11 protein-coding genes are annotated in these 24555 nt (G+C 71.1%); 9 read left to right on the forward strand and 2 right to left on the reverse strand.

Annotated elements, in window-relative coordinates; translation table 11 throughout:
* Positions 1-6: 6 nt before the first annotated feature.
* Genes HPO96_RS09625 through HPO96_RS09635 form a run of 3 tightly spaced genes read left to right on the forward strand, consistent with a single transcriptional unit; the run spans position 7 to position 9358 of the window.
* Positions 7-7287: a non-ribosomal peptide synthetase gene (locus HPO96_RS09625; protein WP_171673001.1), complete on the forward strand. Its 7281-nt coding sequence runs from the start codon at positions 7-9 to the stop codon at positions 7285-7287.
* The gene (locus HPO96_RS09630) at positions 7284-8306 is read left to right on the forward strand and encodes a saccharopine dehydrogenase NADP-binding domain-containing protein (protein ID WP_171673002.1); all 1023 of its coding nucleotides are present in this window, start codon (positions 7284-7286) and stop codon (positions 8304-8306) included. Before HPO96_RS09625 ends, HPO96_RS09630 begins: the two co-directional genes overlap by 4 nt.
* On the forward strand, positions 8303-9358 hold the full coding sequence (locus tag HPO96_RS09635) for a Gfo/Idh/MocA family oxidoreductase (protein ID WP_171673003.1): 1056 nt from the start codon (positions 8303-8305) through the stop codon (positions 9356-9358). Before HPO96_RS09630 ends, HPO96_RS09635 begins: the two co-directional genes overlap by 4 nt.
* On the opposite strand, the gene HPO96_RS09640 is transcribed toward HPO96_RS09635, so the two are convergent.
* Positions 9339-10712 (reverse strand): methyltransferase, encoded by a 1374-nt coding sequence (locus HPO96_RS09640; RefSeq protein ID WP_171673004.1) that lies wholly within the window; start codon positions 10710-10712, stop codon positions 9339-9341. The two genes, HPO96_RS09635 and HPO96_RS09640, sit on opposite strands and share 20 nt — an antisense overlap.
* A 53-nt stretch (positions 10713-10765) precedes the next feature.
* Between HPO96_RS09640 and HPO96_RS09645 the strand changes: the two genes are divergently transcribed.
* Positions 10766-11419, forward strand: coding sequence for a VOC family protein (locus HPO96_RS09645; RefSeq protein WP_171673005.1), 654 nt, complete (start codon positions 10766-10768; stop codon positions 11417-11419).
* Here the strand turns inward: HPO96_RS09645 and HPO96_RS09650 are convergent.
* On the reverse strand, positions 11398-12732 hold the full coding sequence (locus HPO96_RS09650; protein WP_171673006.1) for an FAD-binding oxidoreductase: 1335 nt from the start codon (positions 12730-12732) through the stop codon (positions 11398-11400). The two genes, HPO96_RS09645 and HPO96_RS09650, sit on opposite strands and share 22 nt — an antisense overlap.
* An 83-nt stretch (positions 12733-12815) precedes the next feature.
* On the opposite strand from HPO96_RS09650, the gene HPO96_RS09655 reads away from it, so the two are divergent.
* From HPO96_RS09655 to HPO96_RS09675, 5 genes are read left to right on the forward strand one after another with little or no spacing between them, the layout of a single operon-like run.
* Positions 12816-18098 (forward strand): non-ribosomal peptide synthetase, encoded by a 5283-nt coding sequence (locus HPO96_RS09655; protein WP_171673007.1) that lies wholly within the window; start codon positions 12816-12818, stop codon positions 18096-18098.
* Positions 18095-19444, forward strand: a complete 1350-nt coding sequence (locus HPO96_RS09660; protein ID WP_171673008.1) for a salicylate synthase — start codon at positions 18095-18097, stop codon at positions 19442-19444. Before HPO96_RS09655 ends, HPO96_RS09660 begins: the two co-directional genes overlap by 4 nt.
* Entirely contained in the window at positions 19441-21228 is a 1788-nt protein-coding gene (locus HPO96_RS09665; RefSeq protein WP_171673009.1) for an ABC transporter ATP-binding protein, read from the forward strand. The genes HPO96_RS09660 and HPO96_RS09665 overlap by 4 nt, the downstream gene beginning before the upstream one ends.
* The gene (locus HPO96_RS09670; RefSeq protein ID WP_171673010.1) at positions 21225-22979 is read left to right on the forward strand and encodes an ABC transporter ATP-binding protein; all 1755 of its coding nucleotides are present in this window, start codon (positions 21225-21227) and stop codon (positions 22977-22979) included. Before HPO96_RS09665 ends, HPO96_RS09670 begins: the two co-directional genes overlap by 4 nt.
* Positions 22976-24553 carry a (2,3-dihydroxybenzoyl)adenylate synthase gene (locus HPO96_RS09675; RefSeq protein WP_171673011.1) on the forward strand — a complete coding sequence of 526 codons (1578 nt, stop codon included), beginning with the start codon at positions 22976-22978 and terminating at the stop codon, positions 24551-24553. The genes HPO96_RS09670 and HPO96_RS09675 overlap by 4 nt, the downstream gene beginning before the upstream one ends.
* Positions 24554-24555 lie beyond the last annotated feature (2 nt).

The following is a 24555-nucleotide window of genomic DNA, read 5'->3' on the forward strand; positions in this document are numbered from 1 at the left end:
CGATCGATGACCGAGAACAAAGGTGGGGGGAGCAAGTTGCCGGACGTACATGAGGCCGTCGCCGAGCTGTCGGCCCGGGTGGCCGCCGTGCTCGAGGTGAATGCGGGCGAGATCGGCGAGCACGACAACCTGATCGAGCACGGGCTCGACTCGATCGGCGCGATGCGCCTGGCGGGCGAATGGCGCCGGGCCGGTATCGGCGTGGCCTTCACCGAGCTCGCGACCGAGCCCACGCTCGCCGCCTGGCGAGTGCTGCTGACCAACGCCGCCCAGACCGATCGCGAGCCTGCCACGCCGACGCAGGCGATCGACGAGTCGGCGCCGTTCGACCTGGCCCTGATGCAGCACGCTTACTGGGTCGGCCGCACGCAGGGCCAGCAGTTGGGCGGAGTCGCCGCGCACTTCTACGACGAGTTCGACGGCACCGGCGTCCAGCCCGATCGGCTGGAAGCAGCGGTCCGCCAGGTCCTGGCGCGGCACGGCATGCTTCGGGTCCAGGTCCTGGACGACGGCCGCCAGCAGATCCTCCCCGAGAGCACCTGGCCCGGCCTCACTGTGCACGACCTGCGAGACGCCCCGGACTGGGCGGATCGATTGCTCGGCTTGCGGACCGGTCTGTCGCATCGGCAGCTCGACATCGCTGCGGGTGAGGTCCTCGACATCCAGCTGTCGTTGCTGCCGGACGACGCGACCCGGGTACACGTCAACCTCGACATGGTCGCCGCGGATGCGATCAGCCTCCGAGTGCTGCTGGCCGACCTGGCGCGCTGCTACGAAGGCGAGACACTGCCTCCGATCGGCTACAGCTTCCCGGCCTATCAAGCCGATCGCGCCCGGCCCGGCGTCGCCTCGGCGCGGGACTACTGGCAGGAGCGGCTGACGTCGTTGCCGGCCGCGCCGCAGTTGCCGGTAGCAACGGATGCGGTGGCCGCGACCACAGTCGTGCGCCGCCACCGGTGGCTGGACCCGGAGGCGCTTCGGACGCTGAACCGGTGGTCGCGCCGGCATGCGCTGACCCCGGCGATGACGCTGGCCGCGGTGTTCGCCGAGACGCTGACCCGGTGGAGCGCCGAGCCGGACTTCCTGCTCAACCTGCCGCTGTTCGACCGCGAGCCGATCCATCCGGAGGTCGCCGGGCTGGTCGGCGACTTCACGTCGTCCGTGCTCCTGGCCTGGGAGGGCAGTGCGCCCGGCTCGTTCGCCGATCGCGCCCAGCGCCTGCAGGAACAGTTCCACGCCGACGCCGCGCACACCGCGTACTCCGGAGTCGAGGTCCTGCGGGACCTGAGCCGCTTGCGCGGTGAACAGCTGCTGGCGCCGGTGGTCTACACGAGTGCGCTCGGGTTGGGGGAGTTGTTCCCGCGCGAGGTCCGGGAGTGCTTCGGCGAGGCCTCGTGGATCATCTCGCAAGGCCCGCAGGTCTGGCTGGACGCGCAGGTCACCGAGCTGAACGGCGGCCTCCTGCTGAACTGGGACGCCCGGGAGGACGCCTTCGCGCCCGGCGTCCTGGATGCGATGTTCGCCGCGCACAGCGCGCTGATCGACGACCTACTGGCCGGAGCGGAGGCTTGGTCGCAGCCGGTCGCCACGCCGTTGCCGGCCGCGCAAGCGGCCACCCGGGCGCGGGTCAACGACACCTTCGCCGCGCGGACGCCGCACCGCCTGCACGACGGCTTCTTCCGGACGGCGGCCGAACAGCCGGAGCGGATCGCGCTGTGCTGGGGAGCCGACGGGCAGTCGACGTACGGCGCAGTCGCCGCGCAGGCCCTGGCGGTCGCCGGGCACTTGGTTGCCGAGGGCATCGAGCCGGGCGATCTGGTCGCCGTCTCGCTGCCGAAGGGGCCCGAGCAGGTGATCGCCGTGCTCGGCGTGCTCGCTGCCGGGGCGGCGTACGTGCCGATCGGGATCGACCAGCCCGCGCTGCGCAAGGAACGCATCTGTACGGCGGCCGGCGTCCGGATCGTGCTCGACGAACTCGTCCACGCGGAGCCGTTGGCCGCGCCCCGGGCGGGCGCCGACCTGGCCTACGTCATCTACACCTCGGGCTCGACCGGCGAACCCAAAGGCGTGAAGCTCACCCACGCGGCGGCGATGAACACGATCGACGACCTGATCGAGCGGTTCGGCATCGGAGCCGACGATCGGACGCTCGCGATCTCGGCACTCGACTTCGACCTCTCGGTGTTCGATCTGTTCGGGCCGCTGTCGACCGGCGGCGCCGTGGTCCTCCCACAGGAGGCCGAACGCCGGGACGCGACTGCTTGGCTCGGCCTAGTCGAACGCCACCGAGCGACCGTCCTGAACTGCGTGCCCGCCTTGCTCGACCTGCTGCTCACCGCGGCCGAGGGGCCGGTCCCGCTGCGGGTGGTGCTGCTCGGCGGCGACTGGGTCACGACCGACCTGCCAGGTCGCCTGGCCGCGGTCGCGCCTACGGCCAGATTCGCCGGCCTCGGGGGAACCACCGAGACCGCGATTCACTCGACGATCGAGGAGGTCGTGGGCGGGGTCGTGCCGGAGGGCTGGACCTCGGTGCCGTACGGCGTTCCCCTGGGCAATGTGGCCTGCCGGGTGGTCGACCACCTCGGTCGGGACTGTCCGGACTGGGTGCCGGGTGAGCTGTGGATCGGCGGCGACGGCGTCGCTCGTGGATACCGCGGCGATCCGGAGCGGACCGCCGACCGGTTCGTCATCCTCGGCGACCGGCGCTGGTACCGGACCGGTGATCGGGCGCGCTACTGGCCGGACGGCCGGCTGGAGTTCCTCGGCCGGGCCGATCACCAGGTGAAGGTGCGTGGCCACCGGATCGAACTCGGCGAGATCGAGTCCGCCTTGACCGCTTGCCCCGGCGTCGCCCAGGCCATCGCCGCCGCGGTCGGCCCACGCACACTCGGCGCGGTCGTGACCGGTGCCGTCTCGCCCGACGAGCTTCGCGCGGCGCTGGCGAAACGGCTGCCGAAGGCGATGATTCCCGATCGGCTGACGGTGCTCGACGCGCTGCCGCTGAGCGCGAACGGAAAGGTCGACCGGGCCGCGGTGACGAAGCTGCTGGCCGGCCTGGACCTCGGTGACACGGCAGTCAGTGCGCCGGAAGGCCCGATCGAGACCGTGGTCGCGACTGCCTGGTCGGAGCTGCTCGCCGTGACCGGCGTCGGCCGTGAGAGCGACTTCTTCACACTCGGCGGCGATTCACTCCTCGCCACCCGGCTGGTCGGGAAGCTGCGCACGGCCGGGCTGGACGGCGTCACGCTGTCGGCGCTGTTCGAGCGGCCGGGGCTGGCCGATTTCTGTACGACGTTGCGGTTCGGCGCGGTCGAGCAGGAGGCCCCCGTCACCGCGCGACCGGCCGAGCGGCACGAGCCGTTCGCACCGACCGACGTCCAGCGCGCCTACTGGTTCGGTCGCGACGAGGGTTTGACGCTGGGCGGGACCGGCTGTCACTTCTACCGCGAGTACGACGTACTGGACCTCGATCTGCCGCGGCTCGAACAAGCCGTCGATCGGTTGATCCAGCGGCACGAGATGCTGCGCGCGGTCTTCGATGCCGATGGCAACCAGCGGATCCTGGCCGAGGTGCCGGCGTTCACCGTCGAACTGTTCGACGGCGACGAGACCGAGCTGCGGGCGGCGGCTTCGCATCAGATGTTCGACCCGGCCTGCTGGCCGCTGTTCTCGATCCGGGCCGTCCGGTCCGGACGGCGGACGCGGCTCGCTGTCGGCCTGGACAACCTGATCCTGGACGCGCTCAGCATCCTCCGCTTCTACGCCGAACTCTCCAGCCTGTACGCCGATCCCGACACGCGGCTCGAGCCGGTCGGCCTCAGTTTCCGCGACTACGTGCTCGACCTGCCGGAGCCGTCGGCGCAATCGCGGACCTACTGGTCCGAGCGGGTCGCCGACCTCCCGCCGCCCCCACGTCTCCCGCTCCGGATCGATCCGGCCGACATCCGGCGTCCGCGATTCACCCGGCGCGAGTTCCGGGTCGACGAGACCCGCTGGCAGGCGATCACGGACCAGGCGCGCGCCCATGGCCTCAGCCCGTCCGGGGTGCTGCTGGCCGCCTTCGCCGAGGTTCTCGGCCGCTGGAGCGCCGCCCCGGAGCTGACGCTGAACCTGACGCTGTTCGATCGCCGCGAGGTGCATCCGGATGTCGGCCGGGTGCTGGGCGACTTCACGTCGTTGCTGCTCGTGGGCCACCGGCCGGAGCCGTCCGAGACCTGGCTCGCCACGGCGCGTCGTACCCAGGGGGAGCTGTGGGCGGCGCTCGACCACCGCGATGTCTCCGCGGTCGAGGTTCAGCGCGACATCGGCCGGCGGACCGGTGATCCCGGCTTCACGGTGCCGGTCGTGTTCACCAGCGCGCTCGGCGTGTCCGGCTGCGAGCTGTCGACGCCCGGCGCGTTGTTCGCCGAGCAGGTCTGGGGCGTTTCGCAGACGCCGCAGGTCTGGCTCGACCACCAGGTGACGGAAGTTGCCGGCGGCATCAGCCTGAACTGGGACGCGGTCGAGGAGCTGTTCCCGGCCGGTCTGCTGGACGCCATGTTCGACGGCTATCGGCAGATGCTGGACTGGCTGGCGACCGCGGACTGGACCACGCCGACCCCGGACTTGCTGCCGACCGCGCAGTCCGCCGTCCGGCAGCAGGTGAACGCAACCGACGGAGAGTTGCCGGACGGACTGCTGCACAGCGGCTTCTTCGGGCAGGCCGCCCGGACGCCGGATGCGGTCGCGCTGGTGTGGGGTGGCGGCGAGCTCACTTACTCGGTCTTGGCCGAGCGCGCATTGAGCGTGGCCGGCGCACTGACCGAACGCGGCGTGCAGCCGGGCGATGCGATCGCTGTCACGTTGCCGAAGGGGCCGGAGCAGATCATTGCCGTGCTGGGCATCTTGGCCGCCGGTGGGACCTACGTGCCGATCGGTGTCGATCAGCCGCAGGCCCGGCGCGCGCGGATCCACCGGTTGGCCGGAGTCTGGGTGGTGATCGACGAAGCGTCCTTCGCGAAGATGGCCGGTACACCGCTGCCCGCCCCGGTCGACGTCCCCGCGGATCAGGCGGCGTACGTCATCTTCACCTCCGGCTCGACCGGAGAGCCGAAGGGCGTCGAGATCACGCACCGCGCCGCGCTGAACACTGTTGCCGATATCAACGATCGGTACGGCGTCGGACCGGCCGACCGGGTGCTCGCGGTGTCGGCGCTGGACTTCGATCTGTCGGTGTACGACATCTTCGGGCCGCTCGCAGCCGGCGCCGGGATCGTGCTGATCGAGGAGGACGCCCGGCGGGACGCGCGCCGCTGGTTCGGCCTCGTCGCCGAGCACGGCGTCACGGTGTGGAACAGCGTGCCCGCCTTGCTGGACATGCTGATGGTCGTCGCCGAGCCGGACCGGACCAACCTGCGGGTGATCCTCGTCTCCGGCGACTGGGTCGGGCTCGATCTGCCCGGGCGCGCTCGCGGCCTGTGGCCGGAGAGCCGATTCGTGGCGATGGGCGGCGCGACCGAGGCCTCGATCTGGTCGAACGCGTTCGAGGTCGGCACGGTCGATCCGTCCTGGCCGTCGATCCCGTACGGCCACCCACTGCGCAACCAGCAGTTCCGGGTGGTCGACGGCCGCGGGCGCGATTGCCCCGACTGGGTGGGCGGCGAGCTGTGGATCGGCGGCTCCGGAGTGGCGGTCGGCTATCGCGGTGCGCCCGAGCAGACTGCGCGGCAGTTCGTCGCCGATCCCGAAGGCCGCCGCTGGTACCGGACCGGCGACCTCGGGCGCTACTGGCCCGACGGGACGCTGGAGTTCCTCGGCCGGGTCGACCAGCAGGTCAAGCTCCGCGGGCACCGGATCGAGCTGGGAGAGATCGAGGCGGCGCTGACGGATCATCCGACGGTCGGTGCGGCCGTCGCGTCGGTCGTCGGCAGCGGGTCCGCGCGCCGGCTGGCCGCCGCCGTGCTGCCGAGCCGGTCACCGCAGCCCGGCTCCAGTGCGGCCGAATCGGCATCGGAACCGACGATGGCCTTCCGGGCCGTGCATGCCGAGCAGGAAGCCCAGGCGGTGGAAACCGTGCTGGTGAAGCTGCTCGATCGGCGGATCGAGGTGATCCCGGAGTTCGAGCCGGTGCTGCGGATGTGGCGCCAATGGCTGGCGTCCCGCAAGGTGCTCACCGACGATCTGCAGGAGGGTCCTGAGCACGCCGCGGCAGCGGCCCGGAGCGACTTCGGTTCCAGCAGCCCGTACGGCGAGTTGATCGTGCGGTCCTACCGACGGCTGATCGAGCGGCTCGACGACTACCGATCGATCCTCGAAGGGCGGCTCGACGCATCGGTCCTGCTGGACGACGACGTCCTGGCTCCGGCCCGGTTGGCGGCTTCCGACGCCGGCGCGGCCGACGTACTGGACGCGTTCGCCGCCGACCTGGGCCCGGAACTACGGATCGCGGAGCTCGGTGGCTCGGGTGACACCGCCCGCGCGCTGGCCGAGCGTGGGTACGACGCGCGTCAGGTCGAGGTTCATGACGGCTGGGTCGACGCGGCCGATCGCTGGGCGTACGACGTGGTGATCGCCGCGAACTCGTTCCACCGCTTCCCGGACCCGGCCCACGGACCGGCGCTGGCAAGCCTGCTGGTCAAACCCGGCGGGCGGCTGATCGGTGCCGAGCGCACCGACCTGACCCCGATCGCGATGCTGACGGCCGCGCTGCTCGATCGCGCGTACACGGGTTTCGACCCGGTCCGCCGCCGGGCCGGTACGCCGATGCTGTCCGGAGCCGGATGGGCCGGACACCTGACGGCGTCCGGGTGGCGAGCTGCCTCGTCCACCTCGGTCGCGAACTCGTTCCTGAACCGGTTCACGGCCGATGCGCCGCTCGGGGTGATCGACCTGGAGCGGTTGCGGGCGCATGTCGCGGAGCGGGTTCCGGCGCACATGGTGCCGGAGTTGTTCGAGGTTCGGGCCTGGTTGCCGTTGAGCTCGAACGGCAAGGTCGACCGGGCTGCCGTGGCGCGCCTCTGGCCGGACCAAGCCGCGGGCGCCGACGACGGCGAGCCCGAGGGAGAGCTCGAGCAGGCGGTCGCGGCGATGTGGTCCGAGCTGCTCGGCCTGAACTCGTTCGGACGCGGGTGGAGCTTCTTCGGCCACGGCGGCAACAGTCTGCTCGCCACCCGGTTCGTCGAGGCCGTTCGGCAGCGGTTCGCCATCGAGCTGCCGCTGCGCACCGTCTTCGCCAACCCGACCGTGGCCGCCGTCGCCGCTGCGCTCGAGGCCGAGCTCGGCACCGACGTCGAGGAGGGCGAGCTGTGATCGGCATCCTCGGCGCCACCGGCGAAGTCGGCCGCGCGGCCACGGCTTTCCTCGCCGGCCGAACTGCCCTGCGCCTCGGCAGCCGCACCTTCGCCGCCGCACCAGACGCTGAAGGCCGGATGGGAGTCGATCTGGACGACGCCCGGTCGGTGGAGCAGTTCGTCGCCGGGTGCACGGTGGTGGTGAACTGCGCGGGACCGTCGGTGCGCTACTCGGAACACGTCGCACAGGCCGCGCTGCGGGCTGGTGTGGATCTGGTCGACGCCGGGGGCGACGGTGCGCTCGCGTCGCGGCTGGACGAACCGGCTCGCGCTGCCGAGCGGCGAATCGTGCTGGCGGCTGGAGCTCTGCCGGGTCTGTCCGGGTTGTTGCCGCGGTTGGTCGCCCCGAACCACCGCGACGTCCGCGCGTACTTCGTGGTCCGGGACCGGTTCAGCCGCGTGGCCGCCGCGGACTACCTCGACGGCGTGCTCAGCGCGTCGACGCGACCGTTGGCCGGCTGGCGAGACGGCCGCGTGGTCGCCAACTCGTTGTCGCGGGCAACCCTTCGGCTCCCGCAGTTCGCGGAGCCGGTTCCGGCGTTCCCGTTCCTTGACGACGAAGCCGAGCAGGTGGCCCGATCGCTCGGCATCGCGCGCCTCGACTGGTACAGCGCCTTCGAAGGACCGCGGCTGGCCGGGGCACTCGATCAGACCCGCGGCCTGGATCGCGAGCAGGCGATCGACCTCGTCTGTTCGGCATCGGCCCTCGACACGGCCGGTCTGGAGCCGCGGACGACGTTCGTCGTGGAGCTCGACGCCGCCGAGACGGTCGTGTTCCACGGGCCGGGCATCTCGGAGCTCACCGGGACGACGGCCGCGGTCGCCGCGCTCGCCGTCCAGGAGACGTCGATGCCGCCGGGGGCAGGGCTCGCGGCGTGCGTGCTCGATCCCGAGCGCACCTTTGCGTCGATCGGACAGCTCGCCAAGGTTCCAGGGACCATCGAGGACCTGAGCGTGGTCGAGGACGGCGTCCTGTGACTCGTCTGAAGGCCGTCGTCTGCGGGACGACGTTCGGTCAGTTCTACCTGGCGGCGTTGCATCGGCTGCCGGGCGAGTTCGAGCCGGTGGGGATCGTTGCCCGCGGAAGCAGCCGCTCGGCCGCGGTCGCCGCGCGGGCCGGGGTACCGCTCTACACCTCGGTCGACGAGCTCCCGGGCGATGTCGACGTCGCCTGCGTCGTGGTCCGATCCGGTGCGATGGGCGGCCCCGGCAGCGAGCTGGCCGAGCAGCTGCTGACACGTGGCGTCAACGTGCTGCAGGAGCAGCCGGTGCACCACGGCGATCTGGCCGCCTGTTACCGGGCTGCCCGCGTGGGCGGAGCGACGTACCGGCTCGGTGATCTGTACGTGCACCTATCTGCGGTGCAGCGGTTCGTCGCGGCGGCCCGGGTGCTGCTGGAACACCGCGCGGCCGCCTACATCGATGCGGCCTGTTCCATGCAGGTCGCGTTCCCGCTGCTGCACATTCTCGGTGCCGCCCTCGGCGGCGTGCTGCGTCCATGGCAGATCAGTGCCGTGGGCAACGACACCGGCCTCGCCTTGCTGCACGGCGAGATTGGCGGCGTCCCGCTCACGCTGCGTGTCCAGAACGAGGTCGATCCCGATGATCCGGACAACCATCTGCACTTCCTGCACCGGATCACGATCGGCACCAGCAGCGGTGGCCTCACCCTGACCGACACTCATGGACCGGTGCTGTGGAACCCGCGGCTGCACATCCCGGCCGGTGTGCGGGACGCCTTCGACTTCGACGCCGACCACCTCAGCGCTGACGCGTCCTCGATCGTCGGACCGGCCGGCACGGCGAGCTATCGCGAGCTCCTGTCCGCCGAGTGGCCGACCGCGATCGGCGCCGATCTGCTCGCCTTGCGGGAGCAGGTGCTGGGCCAGTCGGACCGGCCCGAGCAGTACCACCTCGCCTTGAGCCGGATGTGGCACGACCTCACGAACTCACTTGGCTATCCGGTGCTCCGGCCGGGGCAGGCGCACGAGCCGCTGCCGGTCGAGCTCCTCACCGCGGAGGTGCGCTGAGATGACGGCGTACCAGGAACAGGCGTTGCCCGAGCGGGGCGAGCGGGTGCTCCTCGGCCGGCAGCACGGCGACGGTCTCGGTCTCGCCCAGGATGTCGAGCCACTGGGCCCGGGTCAGGAACATCGCGCCGTCGTCCGCGTCCCGGGCGTCCTCGGCCGCGGTCATCATGAACGCCTGCGAGATGAGGATCTCGTAGTGCTCGCGGGTCGGCTCGGTGATCACCAGATGACCGCCGGGCGTGAGCAGCTCGACCAGGCCGGCGACCGTCCGATCGGCGTTCCGGGCGTTGTTGAGCACGCCCGCGCAGATGATCAGGTCGAATCGCCGCGGCTCGAACGGCGGGGCCGCGTCGATGTCGTACCGCTCGTACTTCAGCCACTCGGGCAGCCGTTCGCGCGCGATGGACAGGAAGTACGCCGAGACGTCCGTGAAGACGTACTCCGTCGGAGCGACCCCGATCGCGGCCAGGACGGCGTCGGTGGTCGCGCCGGTGCCCGCACCGACCTCGAGCACGCGCAGCGGGCGCGGCAGCTCTTGAACCAGAGCCGCGATCGCCGCGTTCAGGTAGCGAGCCGTGATCGTCTCCCGGTAGACGGCGTCCGCGAGATCGGTGCGGCCTTGCGGGAACAGCAAGTACGTTGCCTCCTGTTCGCCGCGAACGAGGGCGTCGAGGTGATCGGCGTTGCTGCGCAGGTAGTCCACGAAGGTGGGGCTGCCGAGCCCGCTCGCCCAGGCCGCCCGGGCGCGCTGCCAGGCATCGTCGAGGTCGCCGATCGCCCGTCCGGCGCGGAACCCGCTGCCGTCGGTCGTCAGGTAGCCGTTGCCGACCAGGGCGCGCAGCCAGCGATCGAGCACGCGGTGATGGGCGGGCGGGGCACCGAGCGCGGCCCGGATCTGATCGGTGCTCTGGGCAACCTTCTCGCCCTGGAACAGCCCAGCCGCGCGAAGGCTGCGAACCATCGACCCGAGGACGGCCTCGTCCAGGGCGGTCAGGAAGGCGTCAACCACCGCCGGATCGACCGGCCCGACGGCCTCGTCCGCGGCGACCGACAGCGCCGAGCTCAGATCGGTCTCCGCCACCGCGACGTGGATCAGCTCAGCGGTGAACAGCTCGGCCGCGCGAGCGGCGTCCGCGGCCGATGGCGGCGGACCGTGGTGGGTAACCGTCCGCAGCGTGCTCAGATCCGTCAGCGGCGCCGACGGATCGTCGCACAGCCGCCACAGGAGCGCCGACGGAACGGTCAGGCCGGTGGCCCTGACCCGTTCGAGCAGCGCCAGCACCCGGGCCGGCGAATCGTCGGGGGAGATCGGGTGTTCGGAGCCCTCGGCAATGGCGGCGAAAGAGGTGGTCACGGCGTCACCTTAAACGCCGGAAGAAGTCTGAGGCAATGTTCTGGAGAATGCGGATGAAACTGCGATCGAGTCACGTGCTGTGCAAAGTCGCGGACATTTCCGCGGCGGTCCGCGACTTTACCGGACAAGGTTTCACGGTGACCTGGGGGAGCCGTCCGGACAAGGCGCACAATGCGCTGTTGTGGTTCCCCGAGGGGCCTTTCGTGGAGCTCTTCGAACTCCCCGCCCGGGCCGCCGTGCTGCGCTGGCCGGTGGGCCTGCGGTACGGCGCCCCGGCCGGGCAGCGGATCGCCGCGTGGGCGCGGTCGGCCCCTGGCTGGGCCGACCTCGCGCTCGAGACCGACGCCCAGCACCTGCGGGCCGAGTACGCCGAGCTGTCCCGGCTCGACCTGCCGGTCTCCCGAATCCTGAAGGGACGCCGGACCAACCCGGACGGCTCCAAGGTGGGCTACCAGTTCCTGGCTCCGGCGCCGGCCGGACTGCCCTTCATCGTCTCGTCGTACGATCCGCCGCAGCGGCCGGCCGAGATCGCGCACCCGAACGGCGCGAAGTCCGTCGCCCGGATCCGGTTCGGCGTGGCCGCGCAGGACCGGGCGGGACTCGAAGCGCTGATCGGGCCGGACCCCTGGCTCGACGTCGTGCCGGCCGAACAGACCGGCGTCCAGTCCGTCGAGCTCAATGGGGCTCAGTTTGCCGGTGGACTGTGAAGCGCCGGGCCGAAGCGGAACAGGTTCTCCGGATCCCAGACCTGTTTGATCGCGACCAGTCGTTCGTGGTTGGCGCCGAACGCCGCGCCGACCCATTCGGGATCGGTGTCCGGCAGCAGGTTGAGGTACGGGCCCAGCGTCACGTCCTGCAGGGCTTGCCAGCCGTCGGCCGCCACCCCGACGTGCAGCTCGCTGTCGGCGGCGCCGTACCACTGGGCGCACAGCTCGACGAACCACTGCGCCTCGCGATGCGCGAACGCCGTCGGCCCGCCGCGGCCGATCGCGCCGCCGAGGGCACCGAAGACGACCGAGTAGTTGGGCCCGGAGGCCTGCCAGTGCTGGAGAATCCGGTCGAGGACGTCGTCCGGCAGGGCGGGCAGCAGCTCGCCGCGGTTGTAGACATGCTGCGACGCGAAGTCGGGCGGCGAGCCGAGCAGGCTCTGGTAGTCGGCGTAGGCCATCGGCCGGATCGCGGTGGCGACCGGTGCCGGATCGGTCAGCAACGGCCGGAGGACTTCATCCGCCCGCGCCGGGTCGCCGAACCAGGTCGGGATCAGCAGCGCACCGCGCTCGTACCAGTACTGCTCGGGGATGAAGGGCAGGGGCGGCGCCGTCCAGACGATGGCGATCAGCGATGCCTCGTCGGGCGCGGTCGCGAGCCAATCGCGTGCGCTGCGCAGCGCGGCCGGGACGGCGGCGTACGGATGCACGATCGGCCCGGCCACCACGGTGCTGACCGGATGCAGCCGGAAGGTGAAGCGCGTGACGACGCCGAAGTTTCCGCTGCCGCCGCGCAAGGCCCAGAACAGCTCCGGGTTCTCGTCCGCCGTGGCCCGGACCACCGCGCCGGCCGCGGTGACGACCTCGGCCTCGACCAGGTTGTCGCTGGTCAGCCCGAACTGCCGGGACAGGTCGCCGACGCCGCCGCCGAGCGTGTGACCGGCGATGCCGACCCCGGTGTTGCGGGCTCCGGGCAGCGCCAGCCCGTACGGCGCCGTACCGGCGTCGAACTCACCCCAGGTCAGGCCAGGACCGGCCGACGCCAGCTGCCGGGCCGGGTCGACGACCAGCTGCTTCATCGGGCCGGTGTCGATCACCAGGCCGCCGTCGCAGGTACCCCAGCCGGCCACGTTCGCGCCGCCACCGCGGACCGCGACGCCGAGGCCGTGCGCACGCGCGTGATCGATGGCGGCGACCACATCGGCGGTGCCGGCGCAGCGGGCGATCGCGGCCGGGCGCCGGTCGATCCGGGCATTGCGGACCCGGCGGGCGGCGTCGTACGAGGGATCGCCGGGCCGGACGAGTTCGGGCATTCGAGGTCCTTTCGAACGGACGGGTTCGGTGCCGAGGAAAGCATGCGTCACGCCATTTGCCAAGTTTTCCCCGGGAGGGCCGGATGACGAATACCAGGAACGCGGTGGAATTCATCGCGGAATTGCGCGGCACGGGTGTCGCGCTGTGGGTGGAACAAGGGCGGCTGCGGTACCGGGCGCCCAAGGGCGCGCTCACGCCGGAGCGCCTCGACGAGCTGCGCGCGTACAAGAGCGCGGTGATCGAGGTGCTGGAGTCGGATCGGCCGGCGATCGTGCCCGCGCCGCTCGACCGGTACGAGTCGTTCCCGCTGACCGACGTCCAGGCTGCCTACCTGGTCGGTCGTAACGACGCCTTCGGGTACGGCGGCGTCGCCTGCCACGTCTACCTCGAAGTCGGGTACGACAGCCTCGATCCGGATCGGGTCCGGGCGGCGTGGAACCGGCTGGTCCAGCGGCACGACATGCTCCGGGTAGTCGTTTCGCCGGACGGGTCGCAGCGGGTGCTGCCCGAGGTGCCGCCGCTGGAGATTGCGGTCGGCAACGACCCGGAAGAGGTTCGCGAGCAGCTGGGCCATGGGATCCGGCCGCCGGAGCAGTGGCCGCTGTTCGACCTGCACGTCACCCAGGGCCCCGAGCGTGCCGTCCTGCATGTGTCGATGGACTTCCTGGTCGCGGACTGGGCAAGTCTGTGGATGCTGCTGGCCGAGTTCGAGACGCTGCACGCCGATCCGGATGCGGAGCTGCCGCCGCTGGAGCTGACCTTCCGCGACTACGTGCTGGCCGAACGCGGGCTGCGCGAGTCGCCGCGGTACCAGCGGGACAAGGAGTACTGGTGGCGGCGAGTCGCCGAGCTGCCGCCCGCGCCGGATCTGCCGGTACTCGACGCGGCCACCGCTCCGCCGCGCTTCCAGCGCCGGTTCCTCCGGCTCGACGCCGAGCAGTGGGCCGCGCTGTCCGGCCGGGCGAACAGTCGGGGGCTGACTCCGTCGTCGGTCGTGTTGTCGGCGTACGCAGCGACGCTGGAGCGCTGGAGCCGCAGTCCGCGCTTCACCCTGAACCTCACCGTGCTCAACCGGTTGCCGCTGCACGCCGAGGTCGAGCGGGTGATCGGTGACTTCACCAGCGTCAGCCTGCTCGAAGTCGACCTCGGCGCCGGTACGACGTTCGCCGAGCGGGCCGCTGCGGTGGGAACCCGCTTGTACGACGACCTCGACCACCGGCTGTGCTCCGGTGTCGAGGTGCTCCGCGAGCTCGCCCGCACGCGCGGCCGGGAGACCGCGCTGATGCCGATCGTGTTCACCAGCGCGATCGGCCTGGGCGGTGGCGTGCAGGGCCGGTTCGACGGGTTCGGCATCACGCAGACCCCGCAGGTGTTCATCGACTGCCAGGCGATGGACGACGTCGACGGACTGCAGGTCAACTGGGACGTCCGGGACGGTGTGTTCCCCGACGGCCTGGTCGACGACCTGTTCGCGACCTTCGAGGCCCTGTTGGTCGCCCTCGCCTCCGATGACGCGGCCTGGGATGCGCGCGAACCGCTGACCCTGCCCCAGTGGCAATTGAGCGAGCGTGCGACGGCCAACGCGACCGACGCGCCGCTGCCGTCCGGCTTGCTGCACGACGAGGTGTTCGCGCAGGCCACCCGAACGCCCGACGCCGTCGCAGTCGTTGCTGGTGGCAAGCAGTATTCGTACGCCGAGCTCGCCGGGCGGGCAGCCGGTGTGGCGGCGGCTCTCCAGGCGGCGGGCTGTCAGCCGGGCGAGCGGGTCGCGATCGTGATGGATCGTGGTGTCGAGCAGGTTGTCGCCGTGCTCGGCGCGCTGCTCGCCGGTGGGGTGTATCTGCCGGTGGACACCGTCCAGCCGGTCCGCCGCCGCGAGACGATCTTCGCGGACGCCGGCATCGAGCAAGTGCTCACGCAGTCCTGGGTGGGGGCCGGGATCGCGGTCGATCTGCTCGGCGAGGCGGCGCTGCCGGCCCCGGTCGACCGGTCGCCCGACGAACCGGCGTACGTCATCTACACGTCCGGCTCGACCGGGAAGCCGAAGGGCGCCGTGCTCAGCCACCGTGCCGCGCTGAACACCGTCGTGGACATCAATCGGCGGTTCGGTGTCACGGCCGCCGATCGTGTCCTCGGCGTCGCCAACCTCGGTTTCGACCTGTCCGTGTACGACGTCTTCGGCCCGCTGGCGGTAGGCGGGACGCTCGTCGTCCCGGAGCACGACCGGCGTGCCGACCCGTCGCACTGGGCCGAGCTGATCGCCGGCGCCGGCGTCACGGTGTGGAACTCCGTCCCGGCGCTGCTGCAGATGCTGTCGACGTACGCCGCGACCGAGCCCACCCAGCTGGACACGCTCCGGCTCGCGTTGCTGTCCGGTGACTGGATCCCGCTCGCGCTGCCGGACGAGATCATCGGCCGCGTCCCCGGCATCGAGGTCATCGGCATGGGCGGCGCGACCGAAGCGGCGATCTGGTCGAACTACCACCACTACCAGGGCCTCCAGCCGGGTTGGAAGAGCATTCCGTACGGCGTCCCGCTCGCCAACCAGCGCTTCCACGTCGTGGACGCGGCCGGCCGGGACTGCCCGGTGTGGGCTGCCGGTGAGTTGCAGATCGCCGGCGCCGGCGTCGCGGCGGGGTACCTCGGCGACGAGCAGACCACCGCGGAGCGTTTCGTCACGGTGCACGGTGAGCGCCGCTACCGGACCGGTGACCTCGGCCGCTATCTGCCCGGCGGCGAGTTGGAGTTCCTCGGCCGGGAGGACGATCAGGTCAAGGTGCGTGGGCACCGGATCGAGCTCGGCGAGATCGAGGCCGCCCTGCAGGAGCACCCGGCGGTCGCCGTGGCGGGTGTCGTGGTGGACGGGAGCGGGACGGCGCGCAGCCTGCTCGCCGCCGTCGAACCGGCGCGGGCGCCGGCCACGCCGGTCGACCTCGATCGGATCACCGCCGTCGTCGAGAAGGCGGCGAACCGGGTCTCGGCCGGAGTCGACGCGGCCGTCGTCCGGACGTACGTCGAGAATCTGGACCGGGCGATCGGCGCCGAGATGCGCGCCGCGCTGCAGTCGGTCGACGACCAATCGCAGCAAGTCGACGAGAAGTTCGGCTGGCTCGTCGAGCGCTGGCGCGACGTGCTGACCGGGCTCGAACCGATCGAGGCCGAGGCGGCCTGGTCGGCGGCGGCCGAGGCTTGGGCCCAGGGGCTGGGCGAGCCGGGCTTCCTCGACTATCTGCGCGCCAACGCGCGGGCGCTACCGGAGTTGCTCACCGGCGCCCAGGACCCGGTCGCGCTGCTCTACCCGGAAGGCAGTCTCGAAACCACCGCCGCGATGTATCGGGGCAACGTCACCGCGCAGTACCTGAACCAGGCGGTCGCGGCGACCATGCACCGGATCGCCGCCACTCTCGACCGGCCACGGCTGCGTGTCCTCGAGATCGGCGCCGGGACCGGCGGGACGACGGAGGGCGTCGTACCGGTTCTGCAGGGGTTCGACGTCGACTACCTGTTCACCGATGTCTCGCCGTTCTTCCTGCCGCACGCCCGGGGCAAGTACGGCGACGCGCTGCGGTACGGCGTCTTCGACGTCGATCAGGATCATCGTGCGCAAGGACTCGCGCCCGGATCGTTCGACGTCGTCCTCGGCGCCGGGGTGCTGGAGAACGCACGGGACATCGATGCCGCAGTGCGGCGGCTGGTCGAGTTGCTGACTCCCGGCGGCTGGCTCGTCATCACCGAGCCGACGAAGGAGCACCCATGGATCCTGGCCTCACAGGCATTCATGATGACGCCGCCGGGTGACGAGCTCCGATCCGGCGGGCCGTCGTACCTGGATCGGGACGGCTGGCTCGGCGTCCTGCGGCGGGCCGGTGCCGAGCAGCTGATCAGTCTGCCGGACGACGATCATCCGCTCGCCTCCCAGCATCTGCACCTGTTCGCGGCGCAGTTCAAAGCTGATCGGCACGCGGTGTCGGAGGAAGAGCTGCTGCGGCATCTCGCGGATCGACTGCCCAGTCACATGGTGCCGAGTCACCTCCAGATCGTGGATGCGTTGCCGTTGACGAGTAACGGCAAGGTGGATCGCCGGATGCTGGCGACCTGGCGTCCGGCCGCGCAGCAGCAAGCGCAGGCGCAGGGCGCCGACGCGCCGGCGAGCGAGCTGGAGACACGCCTCACCGGCCTCTGGGCATCCGCGCTGTCGACCGGAGCACCGGGCCGATCGCAGAGCTTCTTCGATCTGGGCGCGGACTCGCTGATCATGGCGAGGATGGCCGGCCGGCTGCGCGAAGAGCTGCCGGAGGCGGCGGCGATCCCGTTCGACACGTTGCTGCGCCAGTTGCTGAACGAGCCGACCGTGGCCGATCTGGCCGCGTTCCTCTCCGCCTCCGGTCTGCCCGCGCTGCAACCCGGCCGGAAGGCCACCGGGAGCAACGCGATGCTGATTCCGTTCGGCGGCGACAATGACGGCCCGTTGCGGGTGATGTTCCATGCCGGGCTCGGCACGATGGAGTGCTACCGGCCGCTCGCCAAGGAGCTCGTCGCCCAGGACCGGGGCCGGCTCGTCGGGGTCGTGATCGCGGACCCGGAGACGTTCTGCGGGCTGGACCCGGCCGCGGTGATCGAAACCGCGGCCGACGACTACGCCCGGCGGATTGTTGCCGAGGGCCACCAGCAGGTGCAGCTGATCGGCTACTGCCTGGGCGGGATGTACGCCGTCGAGGTCGCCCGCCGGCTGGCCGAGCAGGGCATCGAGGTGGTCGACCTGGTGCTCGCCAGCAGCCATCCGGTCGTGTTCGACATCGAGGACGACCTGATGATCGAGACGGTCTTCGCCCCGAACGTCGGGCTGAGCGCCGACCAGCTCGGCTTCGGCCCGATCGACGGCGACACCGCGGTCCGGGCGTTCATGCGGGCGCTCGAAGCCAACGGCGGCCGGATGCCCGCGGGCTCGCTGGCCGCGGTCGGCGGCGATGCCCGGCTCGACCAGGCGCGGGAGTTCTACCAGCGGATGACGGCCTGTACTCCGGACGAGCGATTCGCCCGGTACGCCGCCGCCGCGACCGAGGTGAACGGCCGCGACATGCCGGCCGAGCTGGTCTCGGGGATGTTCCGTGTGTTCCGGCAGAGCTTCCTGTCCGCGCGCTTCACCCCGGCGCCGTACTTCGGTGACATCCGGTTCCTGCGGCCGACCCAGGGCTCGGGCTTCGCCCCCGGGATGGACGACACCACGCTCGCGTTCTGGCGCGACGTCTGTCTCGGCGACCTGGCCGTGACCGATGTCGGCGGCAACCACTTCTCCTGTGTCACCCCACCCCACGTGAACCGGCTGGCCGAGCTGATCGGCGCACCCTTGGAAGGACGACGATGAACGAGCACCTGCTCCGCGGACCGGAGGATCCGCTGGCTGCGGTCGCGGCGCTGACCGCGCTGTTCGACCAGTACGTCGTGTACGAACGCGACTCGATCTGGCACGTGGCCGGGGACCCGGTCGGCGAGATCGTCATCCGGCCCGGTGTCGTCGAGACGGCGTACCGGACCGACCCGAGCAGGCCGGAGATGTCCGGGACGGCGATCGAGTGGTCCGGCTCGCCGTGGCGTGCGCTCGGCGACGCGCTGGCCGCCTGCCCGGTGCCGGACTGGCAAGCCTTCGGCTGGGCGACGTTCGAGACCGCGACCGGCGGAGTCGCTCCGGGAGCGGCACTGATCCACCTGATGATCCCGGCCGTTCGGCTTCGGGTCACACCGGGCCGGGTCGAGGTCTGCTGTGCCGATCCCGGTCGGGTGGCTGCCGTCACCGACGTGCTGTCGCGGCCGCTGCCGCCCGCGCCGCGAAGCGTCGCCGATGCGATCGACGTCCGGAGCGACCGGCGGTACCAGGACGCGGTGGCCAAGGCGGTGGCGCAGATCCGTTCGGGCGCGCTGGACAAGGTGATTCTCTCGCGGGTGGTCGACGTCCCGTTCGCGGTTGATCTGGTGGCGACGTACCGGAACGGGCGCGTGGCGAACACCCCGGCCCGGTCGTTCTTGCTCGACCTCGGCGGCCGGCGGGCAGCCGGGTTCTCACCGGAGACGGTCGTCGAGGTCGATCCGACGGGCGTCGTGACGACCCAGCCGCTGGCCGGCACCCGGGCCTTGACCGGCGACGCCGTCCGCGACGGGGAGCTGCGCACCGAGCTGTGCAGCGACGCCAAGGAGGTCTACGAGCACGCCACCTCGGTCAAACTCGCGTTCGAGGAGCTGGCCGGGCTGGGGACGGCGTCGGGACCGCGGGTCACCGAGTTCCTCGCGGTCAAGGAGCGGGGGAGCGTGCAGCATCTGGCCTCCAGGGTCGAGACCGATCTACCGGTCGGCGCGTCCGGCTGGGACGCCCTGGCCGCGGTGTTCCCGGCCGTCACGGCGTCGGGGATCCCGAAGGCGGCGGCGTACCAGCTGATCCGCGAACTCGAGGACGAGTCGCGCGGAATGTACGCCGGCGCGGTGCTGATGGCCGGCGCGGACGGCGGCCTGGACGCGGCGCTGGTCTTGAGATCGGTGTACCAGCAAGGAGAACGGACTTGGTTGCGGGCCGGCGCGGGCATCGTCGCGGCATCGCAACCCGAGCGGGAGTTCGAGGAGACCTGCGAGAAGCTCGGCAGCGTCGCCCCGTACCTCGTCCCCGCCCGACCAGTCGTCCCTGATGACAGGGCCGAAGTGCAGACAGGAGTAGCGGTATGAGTGAGCAGAGCGGCCTGGGCCAGGTCCTCGGACTGGTCCGGCGCGCGCCGGCGATCAAACGCAGGCTGGGCCGGGCGGTGTGGGTCGCCGTCCTGGGCAGTGCCAGCGCCGTCGCCGGATTCGTCTGCGTCGGCTTCGCGGTCGGCGCGATCGTCGGCGGCGCCGATGAGCTGACCCCGGTGCTGTGGTGGTCCGGTGGCGCGCTGCTCGGGCTGGTCGGCGGGTTCCTGTTACGGCTGCTCGCGGAACACCTGGCCCATGAGGCCAGTTTCGAGTTCGAGGTGATCCTGCGCCGGATGCTGGCCGACGGCCTGGCCCGGATGCCGCTCGGCGAGGTGCAGCGGCTCGGCTCCGGCCGGATCAAGAAGATCGTCCACGACGACGTCAAGGCGCTGCACAACGTGGTCGCCGACGCGCTGCCGTTCGTGGGCTCCGGGATCGCGCAACCGATCGCCGCGATGCTTGCCCTGGGCATCGTCTCGTGGAAGCTGCTGCTGGTGGTCCTGTTGATGGTCCCGATCGCGGCCTTCGCGATGTCGTTGATGACGAAGGACTACGCCGAGCAGCGGAACCGGTACAACCAGGCGAGTGAGGACGTGAACGCCGCGCTGGTCGAGTTCGTCCAGGGGATGCCGGTCGTGCGGACCTTCGACGACGGCAGTACGTCGTTCCGGCGCTTCGGCGATCGCGTCGACGCGTTCACCGAGGCGGTCGCCGCCTGGTCGGCGACTTCGCGGTCGGCCGGCCTGCTGACAAGGCTGTTCGTCGTCCCGCTGCCGACGCTGCTGCTGGTCGCGGCGGCCGGCGTACCGATGCTGGCCGCGGGGTGGATCTCGGTGCCGGAGCTGACGATCGCGTTGCTGATCGGCGCGATGCCGATCGAGGCCGTGGCGCCCTTGATGCATCTGACGAACTACATCAACGACGCCAAGGCCGGCGCCGTCCGGCTGACCGAGCTCTTGGAGATGCCGGGGCTGCCGGAGCCGGTCGCGCCGAAGCTGCCGGCCGATGCGTCGATCAGGCTCGACGGCGTGAGCTTCGGTTACGACGCCGATCGGCTGGTGCTGCGCGACGTCGACCTGGAGATCCCGGCGGGGACCGTCTGCGCGCTCGTGGGGCCCTCGGGCGGTGGCAAATCGACCATCGCCCGGCTGATTCCGCGGTTCTACGACGTCACCGCCGGCGCGGTCCGGATCGGCGGCGTCGACGTCCGGGAGATGGAGTCGGCAGAGGTGCTGCGGCAGGTCGCGCTGGTGTTCCAGGATCCGTTCCTGGTGCAGGGCACGATCGCGGAGAACATCCGGCTCGCGAAGCCGGACGCGACCGATGACGAGGTCCGCGCGGCCGCAGAGGCGGCCGCGGCGCACGAGTTCATCGTCGGTGAACTGCCCGACGGGTACGACACGCAGGTGGGGGAGCGCGGCGGGCGGTTGTCCGGTGGGCAGCGGCAGCGGATCACGATCGCGCGGGCGATGTTGTCGGGTGCGCCGATCGTCGTCCTGGACGAGGCGACCGCGTTCGCGGACCCGGAGAACGAGGCGCTGATCCAGAACGCGGTGGCCCGGCTGACCCGCGGCCGGACCGTGCTGATCATCGCGCACCGGCTGTCGACCATCGTCGACGTCGACCAGATCGTCGTCGTCGACAACGGCCTGATCGCCGAACGCGGCCGGCACGCCGACCTGGTCGGCGCCGGTGGCCGCTATGCCTCGCTATGGGCGCGGCACGAGCAAGCGTCCCGCTGGGGACTGTCCGCGACTCAGGTTCAGGAGGCCACCCGATGAGACGCATTCTGCGCTTGATGTTCGTTGCTGCCGGCCCGTACACGGCCGAGTTCCGGAAGACCATGCGGTACTCCGTGGCGGCGACTCTCGTCCAGGCGGCGGCGTACGCGACGTTCATTCCGTTGCTCGCCGCAACGGCCGCGGATCCGGTCGACACCGGTCGCGCGTGGATGTGGGTCGGTGCGCTCGCGGTACTCGTCGTGGTGGAAGGCCTGCTGCGGGCCCGCGAGCAGGCGTTCAACTACGACACCTGGCCCTATGTCACCCAGGCGATCCGTCGGAGTCTGGGGGAGCGGCTTCGGGCGATGCCGCAGCAGGAGCTCGGCCGGCGGGCCGCGGGCGACCTGACCACCCTGGTCGGGAGCAACGTGATCAGCGCGTCGACCTCGATCTCGCTGCTGTCGACCTTGTTCGTTCAGATCGTCACGGTGCCGGCCGTGGTCGGCCTGGTGGTGCTCCTGGTCGACTGGCGGCTCGGGGCGGTGCTGGCCGTTGCGGTCGTGCTGGCGATCCCGATGTTCCGCTGGATCCAGCGGATGTCGAACCTCGGCTTCCGGTCGGTCAACGAGGCCGATGCGGCGGCCGCGGACCGGATCGTCGAGTACGTACAGGGCTTGCCGGTGCTGAAGGCGACCGGCCAGGCCGGCGCGGATTCGCCGCGGCTGGTCGAGGTGCTCACCGAGCAGCAGCACACCCAGTCGGCCGCGAACCGGTCGGCGACGGTCCCGGTGGCCGGTGCTCAGCTGCTCGTCCAGCTCGCGATGGTCGCGCTCGTGGTCGTCGGCGCCGCGCTGGTCCTCGACGCCGAACTGACGGTGCCGTTGCTCGTCGCAGTGATCGTTGCGGCCGCCCGGTTCGCCGAGCCGCTGGCGGTCGCCGCGGTGCTGGTGAAGGTGTTCGAGCTGTCCGAGGCGGCGCTCAGCCGGATCGGCGCGGTCCTCGCGATCGAGCCGCTGCCGGTCAAGGCCGGTGGGTCGGCGCCGACGTCGTTCGACGTCCGGTTCGAGGGCGTCAGCTTCAGCTACGACGGGCAGGAGAAGTTGCTGCGCGGGGTGGATCTGGTGGTGCCGGAGCGCAGCCTCACCGCGCTGGTCGGGCCGTCGGGATCGGGGAAGACCACGATCACCAAGCTGATCACCCGGTACGCCGACCCCCAGGAAGGCGTGGTCCGGATCGGCGGCGTCGACCTGGCGACGCTGGCGCCGGAGGAGCTGTTGCGGCACGTCGCCGTGGTGTTCCAGGACGTCTACCTGTTCGACGACACGATCCGGGCGAATATCGCCATGGGCCGCCCGGATGCCACCGACGACGAGATTCAGGAGGCGGCCCGGGCGGCGAACGTCCACACCTTCGTCGATCGGCTGCCGCACGGCTACGACACCCGGGTCGGGGAGATCGGGTCGGCGTTGTCCGGTGGTGAGCGGCAGCGGATCTCGATCGCGCGCGCGATCCTCAAGGACGCGCCGATCGTGCTGCTGGACGAGCCGACGGCGGCGCTGGACACGGAGTCCGAGGTCGTTGTCCAGGAGGCGATCGATCACCTGGTCAAGGGCAAGACGGTGGTCGTGATCGCGCACCGGCTGTCGACCGTGGTCGGCGCCGATCAGATCGTCGTGATCGAGGACGGCGTCGTGGCCCAGAGCGGTCGGCATGCGGCGCTGATTGCCGACGGCAACGGGCGGTACGCCCGGATGTGGCAGGCGCAGCTGGCGGCCCGGGAGTGGCACGTTCCGGCGGGGGTGAATGGATGACCGCGTTCACCCCGTGGCCCGATGACCTCGCGGAGCGGTATCGCGCCGCCGGGTACTGGCGCGGTGAGCCGCTCGGTGACCTGATCCGGCAGCATCCGTCCCGGCTCGCACTGGTGGTGGGCGAGAAGCTGCTGACCTACCGCCAGCTCGATCGCCGGGTCGACCGGCTCGCCGCCGGGCTGTCTGAGCTGGGCGTCGCATCCGGCGACCGCGTCGTCGTCCAGCTCGGCAACACCGCCGGGTTCGTCGAGCTGAGCTTCGCGCTCTTCCGGCTCGGCGCGCAGCCGATCTACGCGCTGCCCGCGCACCGCGAGCACGAGATCGGCTACCTGTGCGATGCGACCGAGGCGGTCGCGTACGCCGTACCGGACACGGTCGGCGGGTTCGACTACCGGGAGCTGGCTCGGCGGCTTACCGGGCGGGTCAAGCAGGTGCTCGTCGAGGGGGATGCCGAAGAGTTCGTCTCCCTTGCCGATGTGAGTGCCGAGCCGACCGAGCTGCCGCCGGTCGACCCGGCTGGGGTCGCCCTCTACTTGCTGTCGGGCGGCACCACGGGGACGCCGAAGCTGATCCCACGGACGCATGACGACTATCTGTACAACGCTCGCGCCAGCGCGGAGGTGTGCGGACTCGACGCCGACTCGGTCTACCTGGCTGCGCTGCCGGCCGGGCACAACTTCCCGCTGGCCTGCCCAGGGATCCTCGGCACCTTCGCGGTCGGCGGCACCGTCGTGATGGCCGGCAGCCCGAGCGCCGACGAGGCGTATCGGCTGATCGAACAGGAGCAGGTCACGCACACCGCCGTCGTACCGACCGTTGCCCTGCTGTGGGCCGAGGCTCGGGCCTGGCAGCCCGAGCGGCTGGACAGTCTCCAGTTGCTCCAAGTCGGTGGCGCCAAGCTGTCTGCCGACCAGGCGGCCCAGCTGCGTTCCGAACTGGGTGCCCCGCTCCAACAGGTCTTCGGGATGGCGGAAGGCTTGCTGAACTACACGCGGCTCGACGATCCGGCCGACCTCGTCGACCGTTGCCAAGGGCGTCCACTGTCGCTCGACGACGAGGTCCGCATCCTCGGTCCGGATGGGCAGCCGGCCGACAGCGGTGAGCTCTACACCCGCGGTCCCTACACGATCCGCGGCTACTACAACGCTCCCGACCACAACCGGACCGCCTTTACCCCGGACGGCTTCTACCGCTCCGGCGACCTGGTCCGCCGGCTTCCCTCCGGCCACCTGGTCGTCGAAGGCCGCGTCAAACAGGTCATCAACCGTGGCGGCGACAAGGTCTCCGCCGAGGAGGTCGAAGAGCACCTCCGCTCGCACCCCGCGATCCGCGACGTCGCCGTCATCGCCCTGCCGCACGATCTCCTCGGCGAACAGACCTGCGCCTGCGTCGTCGCCGACAACCCGCCATCGACCAAGGAGCTCGCCTTCTACCTCCGCTCCCGCGGCCTGGCCGCCTACAAAGCCCCCGACCGTGTGTTCCCGCTGTCCGCCCTCCCACTGACCCCGATCGGCAAGATCGACAAACGCCACCTGCTCACCCTCGCCACCGATCCGGAACCGCGCGATCCCTGACG

It is taken from the genome of Kribbella sandramycini (assembly GCF_013131805.1).
Lineage (GTDB): Bacteria > Actinomycetota > Actinomycetes > Propionibacteriales > Kribbellaceae > Kribbella > Kribbella sandramycini.

Excerpts from the sequence above, each read along its gene's own strand:
- HPO96_RS09670 (WP_171673010.1), top strand. The coding sequence starts at position 21,225 with ATGAGACGCATTCTGCGCTTGATGTTCGTTGCTGCCGGCCCGTACACG.
- HPO96_RS09625 (WP_171673001.1), top strand. The coding sequence starts at position 7 with ATGACCGAGAACAAAGGTGGGGGGAGCAAGTTGCCGGACGTACATGAG.
- HPO96_RS09675 (WP_171673011.1), top strand. The coding sequence starts at position 22,976 with ATGACCGCGTTCACCCCGTGGCCCGATGACCTCGCGGAGCGGTATCGC.
- HPO96_RS09650 (WP_171673006.1), bottom strand. The coding sequence starts at position 12,732 with ATGCCCGAACTCGTCCGGCCCGGCGATCCCTCGTACGACGCCGCCCGC.
- HPO96_RS09645 (WP_171673005.1), top strand. The coding sequence starts at position 10,766 with ATGAAACTGCGATCGAGTCACGTGCTGTGCAAAGTCGCGGACATTTCC.
- HPO96_RS09655 (WP_171673007.1), top strand. The coding sequence starts at position 12,816 with ATGACGAATACCAGGAACGCGGTGGAATTCATCGCGGAATTGCGCGGC.
- HPO96_RS09660 (WP_171673008.1), top strand. The coding sequence starts at position 18,095 with ATGAACGAGCACCTGCTCCGCGGACCGGAGGATCCGCTGGCTGCGGTC.
- HPO96_RS09665 (WP_171673009.1), top strand. The coding sequence starts at position 19,441 with ATGAGTGAGCAGAGCGGCCTGGGCCAGGTCCTCGGACTGGTCCGGCGC.